Here is a 6513-nt window from a genome sequence, read left to right as displayed (position 1 = left end):
CATTCTTCATTATTAATCCTTAATTTCTAAGGATTTAAGCTATTTTTACAAAAAGTTTATTTTCCAGAGTATATTTTAAGTCTTCACATTGTATCTCATAATTTAAGTTATATTGAAAAATAGTTATTATAATGTTAAATATGCGCTGCTATTTGGGTTAATTATTTTTTTATGCGCCCAAAATAAAATATACCTAGATTTTTTAATCTAAGTATATTTTATGTATTTAATCTTCATTAGAATTTTCATTTGAATTATTGAATAAAATTGCTTTTAGAGGAGTAATTGTTGATATAGCGTGTTTATAAATTAACATTTGTTTTCCATCAGAATATAAAACAACTGTGAAGCTATCAAAACCAGTAACATTACCCTTTATTTGAAACCCATTTGTTAAATGTATTGTAACTGGAACTTTATTTTTTCTAGCACCATTCAAAAATATATCTTGTAAATTATTTGTAGATTTACTCATTAAAAACACCTCCGTAAATATAATTAACTTATTCTATGAATAATTATAAAATCCTTTTATTTGGCAAATTATTTAGTTTTAATTATTCATTAATATTTTTCTTTTAAAATCTTCTTCGATAAATTTAGCAACTTCATCATCATCATTGAACCTATCTTTGTCTATCCAAACTACTCTAGGATCTTTTCTAAACCATGTAAGCTGCCTCTTAGCATAATTTCTACTAAATTGTTTAATCATATCAATAGATTTTTCTAAAGATATCTCATCTTTTAAGTGATATAGTAGTTCTTTATACCCTATTCCTTTCATAGATTGCATATCTTCAGTATATCCTTTATTCTTCAATGCAATTACTTCTTCTAATAGTCCTTTTTCCATCATTATATCTACTCTTTTGTTAATTCGTTCATAAAGCTTTTCCCTATTCATTGTTAGCACATAGTAATATACATTATAAGGTATATCATAAATATTTTGTTCAACTAAGTACTCACTCATAGTCTTACCTGTAGTCTTATATATTTCTAATGCTCTAATCACGCGTTTTAAATCATTGGGATAAAGCTTTTGAAAACTGTCTTCATCTATTTCTTTAAGCATGTTATGAACATAATCCTTGCCATTTTGCTCTGCTAAACTGCTTAAATATTCTCTATACTTTTCATCCTTACTGGTATCACCAAAACTGTAATTGTAAATAAGGGAGTTAATATAAAGCCCTGTACCTCCTACCACCATAGGCAGCTTATTTTTATCATAAATTTTGTGGATAGCATCTTCAGCGTGTTCTTTAAATTGAGCCACACTAAATTCTTCACTTGGATTAATAATATCCACTAAATAATGTTCTATTCCCTTCATTTCCTCTTTAGTTATCTTAGCAGATCCAATATCCATTTCTTTATATATTTGCATTGAATCACAGGAAATTATCTCACCATTTAGTGTTTTCGCCAGCTTAATGGATATTTCAGTTTTTCCCACTGCAGTTGGTCCTGCAACAATAAATAAATCCTTCATAAAATCTCACCTAAACTCTATTCTATTGTATTCTTTTAAATCTTTTTTCTAGTTCATTTAATGTTATTTTGATCATAGTAGGTCTCCCATGAGGACAAGTAAATGGTTCTTCAATGTAACGCAAATCTTCCATTAACTTCTCCATCTCCATTATTGATAGCTTATCATTAGCTTTTACTGCTGCTCTACAGGCAAGAGAAGCTATTTTATTATACTTAACTTCTGTAGTTTCTCCACTACCTAGCTTTTTTAAATTATCTAATATTTCATAAAATAGAGATTTTACATCAGGCTTACCTAAAAACATAGGTACTTCTCTTATACTTATAGTATTATCGCCAAAATCTTCAATTTTGAACCCAGCATTTTCAAAAGACCCTACATTTTCGCTATAATAAGGAAAATCTTCATAAGTTAGTTCAATAACTATTGGAGTTAATAAAATTTGAGAAACTACTTCTAAATCTTTTATTGATCTCCTATATTTTTCGAAAAGATATTTTTCATGAGCAGCATGCTGATCAATTAATATTAATTCATTATTGCTCTCACCTATTATATAAGTATTATTAAACTGTCCAATAATATCTATATGTCCAAACTTAGGTTGTAAACTTAAGTTCTCTATAGAGCTTTTTTCTATATTATTTGCTTTTAAAGTTTTAGTACTTACAGCTTCATTTTTAATTTTTTCTTCAGTTTTTTTTACCGATTCTTCTTTTCTTTCAAAATTATTTATTAAATCAATATTATTATTTATTAAATCAACGTTTTTTAATGGTTTTAAATCTATAGGTATAGATTGAAATTCAATATCTTTATCGGATATTTTTTTTTCAAAAATACTGTCATTAAAGGCTTCTTGCTCATATTTAGGCTGTATATAGTTATTATCTATAATTTCCTTTTCTTTTACAACTAAAACATCCTCTTCAATACTAAAAGAATACTGCATATATTCCTTTAATGCACCATGAACTCCATCAAATACTAACTTAAATATAGATCTATCGTCAAAGAACTTAATCTCTGCTTTAGTAGGATGGACATTAGGATCAATGAATTCAGGAAAAATATCTAAGAATAATACAAAGAAAGGAAACTTATTTATTGTTAAGAAAGATTTAAAGGCATTCTCTACTGCTGCAGTTATTGTGCTATTTTTTATAAGTCTCTTATTTACAAATATAGATTGCCTATTTCTACTCCCTCTACTTATCTCAGCATTTCCAATAAAACCATGAACAGAAACTATATCATTATGTTTTTCAAAAGGAATTATATTTTCTTTTACTTCCTTTCCATATAACACTCTAATAGTCTCTACTATGTCTTCTGTACCATAGGTATTTACAGTTACTTTCCCCTTATTAATTAATTTAAAGGATATATCATGATTTCCTAAGGCTAATCTCAGCACTAAATCAGAAATTAGTGAAGCCTCCCTTTGAGCTGATTTTAGAAACTTTTGACGGGCAGGCACATTGAAGAATAAATCTCTTACCTCTATAGTAGTTCCATCATTACAAGCTGTGTCAATAATGTGAACTACTTTACCTCCCTCAACATATATTTCCTTTCCAAAGGTTTCATCCTTAGTTTTACTTTTTAATGTAACTTTTGATATGGATGCTATACTTGAAAGAGCCTCCCCCCTAAAGCCAAAACTATTAATATTATAGATATCTTCTATACCTCTAATTTTACTTGTAGCGTGTGGCATAAAGGCTTTTTCTATATCTTCGGGATGAATACCCTCTCCATCATCACTGATCTTAATCAATTGATTTCCGCTGTCTTCTATTTCAATAATAATATTTTTCGAATTAGCATCAACACTATTTTCAACAAGTTCCTTCACAACAGAACTTGCTCTTTCTACAACCTCACCGGCAGCAATTTTATTTGAAGTTTCAAAATCTAAAACATTAATTCTTTTCAAAAAATCACCTCCTATAAGAAAAGGTATTTTTAGAGTGATTTTGCTTTCTTAATTAGTTCATATAGCTTATTAAATCCTTCCATTGGAGTCATATTCAAAATATCAATATTTTTTATTTCTTTCATTAAATTCATACTTTGAATATCCTCAAATCCAAGCTGTATTTCTTCTAATACCTCAACTTTGTTTTCTTTTTTAACTGCTTTTTCTACACTTACATTATCTACTGCCACTTCATTATTAGTAATTTCCTCTTGTAAGTCTTTTTTTTCTGCAATTATAGTGTTATTTTCATTATAAATAGTAGTTATATCTTTATTATTGTTATTATCTTCAAGATGAGAGAGTATTTCTCTTGCTCTATCAATAACTTTATTTGGTATACCAGCTAATTTTGCAACTTCAATTCCATAGGATTCATCAGCACCTCCTGGAATTATTTTTCTTAAGAAAATTATATTATTATCAACTTTTTTAACTGCAATCGAATAATTTTTAACACCTTTTATCTTGTTTTCTAACTTTGTAAGTTCGTGATAATGAGTTGCAAATAACGTTTTGCATTTAATACTGGAGCTTTCACATATATATTCTATAACTGCCCAAGCAATACTTAATCCGTCATAGGTGCTTGTTCCTCGCCCTACTTCATCTAGTAATATTAAACTTTTATTAGTAGCATTTTTTAATATATTTGATACTTCCCACATTTCAACCATGAAGGTGCTCTTTCCTCCAGCTAAGTCATCAGAAGCTCCAATCCTAGTAAAAATTTTATCGCATACGGAAATATCTGCTGATTTTGCAGGTATAAAACTTCCTATCTGTGCCATTAAAGTTATAAGTGCAACTTGTCTCATATAAGTAGATTTTCCTGCCATATTAGGCCCGGTTATTAATAACATTTGATTATCTTTTCCGTCTAATAAAGTATCATTTCCTACAAAGCTATTTATTGGCAGCATTTTTTCTACTACAGGATGTCTTCCATCTTCTATTTTTAATATACCTTTTGTATTAATAGACGGCTTTATATAATTGTTATCCCTTGCAACCTTACATAAACTACATAAAGAATCCAATTCTGATATAAGCTTTGCAGAAGTCTTCATCCTATCAACATGTTTTTCTACTTCTTCTCTAATAGTTGCAAAAACTTCATACTCTAAAGAAATTAATTTGTCTTCTGCACCTAAAATTTTATCCTCCATTTCTTTTAGTTCAGGAGTGATAAATCTTTCAGCATTAGATAAGGTCTGCTTTCTTATATATCTTCCCTCTGGAATTAAAGATAAATTGCTTTTAGTTACTTCGATAAAGTAACCGAATACTTTATTATAACCTATTTTTAGTGATTTAATTCCAGTTGCTTTCTTTTCATTACTCTCAAGATTAGCAATCCATTGCTTACCACACTTCTTTGAATTTCTAAGTTCATCAATTTCTTCATTATAACCCTCTTTTATTATGTTACCTTCTTTTATAGAAATTGCTGGACTTTCACTAATAGAAGAATGTAAAAGTTCATAAATATCATTTAAATCATCTAAGTTTTTTTCAATATCTATAAGTAAATTTTCACTAAAATTTGATAATAAATCTTTAATCCTCGGAATTTTTTCAATAGAGTTTTTTAGTGCTAAAAGCTCTTTAGCATTTATACTTTTAGAGCTAATTTTTCCAACTAATCTCTCTATATCATAAATATCATTTAGAGCCTCATCAAGATCCTCTTGTAGTGAAATATTTTTTATTAGTTCTTCAATAGAGTTTTGTCTTAACTCAATTTCTTTCTTATCTACTAATGGTTGCTCTATCCACTTTCTAAGTCTTCTTCCTCCCATAGCAGTACTAGTTTTATCTAATACAGAAAGCAATGACCCTCTTTTAGTCTTATCTCTTAAACTTTCTGTTACCTCTAAATTTCTTCTTGAATTGCCGTCAATTACAAGGTAATCAAAAATATTATAAATTTCAATAGTATCAATATTGGATAGTGTAACTTTTTGTGTTTCAATTATATAATTTAATAAGCCGTTACATCCTCTTATTAAACTTTCACTAAATTGAAGCTCTGTATAATTTTTAAATTGATTTTGTAACCTTTCTTCTTCTGTGGAGAAAAATTTCTCATCAAATCTTGATATAGAAACTTCAAATCTTTCTCTAATTTCCTTTAGTATTTCTTCACTAACCATATTTGATATTACTAATTCTTTAGGATTAAACTTAGATATTTCATCTATAATAATATTTATATCATAGTTAAAGTCGCTGCAATAAAATTCTCCAGTAGATATGTCACAAAAACATACGGAGGACAGGTTTTCACTAATATAAAGTCCCATTAAAAAATTATTTTTATTTTCCTCTAAAAAAGAAGATTCAGTATAAGTACCAGGTGTTACTATTTTTATTATATCTCTTTTCACTATACCTTTTGCCATAGCTGGATCTTCTACCTGCTCACAAATTGCAACTTTATATCCTTTTGAAACTAATCTAGATATATAAGTTTCTGCTGCATGAAAAGGTACACCACACATAGGCGCTCTATTTTCTAATCCGCAATCCCTACCTGTTAAAGTTAATTCTAGTTCTTTGGATACTAATTCAGCATCTTCAAAGAACATTTCATAAAAGTCGCCTAGTCTGAAAAATAATATACTATCTTTACATTTATCTTTTATTTCTAGATATTGTCTCATCATTGGAGTGAATGACATATTCTTTATCTCCCCTTTATTACTCTTATAAAAAAAGCGACATTGTCGCTTTTAAAGTTAGCATAATTTTAAAATGTTAATATAATTAATAAAAACTTTATTAATTATTCCTTAAATATAAATAAAAGATTTTTTTGTTTTTCACCATTAATCACCTAAAAGAAAATAACAAGTTACAGATGTTAGTTTACTTATATCACGCAAACTGTCAGATTTACTCATATTTGTACTATGATGATTTTCTTACAATGCAGTATTATGCAAAACAAACTAACATACTATAGGGATACAATGTTAAAACTTAATATATACTCTGGAAAATAAGTTTTCTATAAAAATAGCTTAAA

General features: G+C 27.9%; 4 protein-coding genes. All 4 read right to left on the bottom strand.

Features of this window, described 5'->3' with window-relative positions; genetic code table 11:
• Positions 1–226 precede the first annotated feature (226 nt).
• The 4 genes from hfq to mutS all read right to left on the bottom strand — a co-directional run bounded on the left by hfq (position 227) and on the right by mutS (position 6166).
• Entirely contained in the window at positions 227–475 is a 249-nt protein-coding gene (hfq, locus tag B2W91_RS09310; protein ID WP_291580252.1) for an RNA chaperone Hfq, read from the bottom strand.
• Positions 476–553: 78 nt separating this feature from the next.
• Positions 554–1498: a tRNA (adenosine(37)-N6)-dimethylallyltransferase MiaA gene (gene miaA / locus B2W91_RS09305; RefSeq protein WP_291580251.1), complete on the bottom strand. Its 945-nt coding sequence runs from the start codon at positions 1496–1498 to the stop codon at positions 554–556.
• A gap of 22 nt (positions 1499–1520) precedes the next feature.
• Positions 1521–3440 (bottom strand): DNA mismatch repair endonuclease MutL, encoded by a 1920-nt coding sequence (gene mutL / locus B2W91_RS09300; protein ID WP_291580250.1) that lies wholly within the window; start codon positions 3438–3440, stop codon positions 1521–1523.
• Between the two features lie 29 nt (positions 3441–3469).
• Positions 3470–6166 carry a DNA mismatch repair protein MutS gene (gene mutS / locus B2W91_RS09295; RefSeq protein ID WP_291580249.1) on the bottom strand — a complete coding sequence of 899 codons (2697 nt, stop codon included), beginning with the start codon at positions 6164–6166 and terminating at the stop codon, positions 3470–3472.
• Positions 6167–6513: the final 347 nt, after the last annotated feature.

Source organism: Clostridium sp. UBA6640 (assembly GCF_002455975.1).
GTDB lineage: Bacteria > Bacillota > Clostridia > Clostridiales > Clostridiaceae > Clostridium_J.
This window is presented reverse-complemented; position numbering and strand designations above follow the sequence as displayed.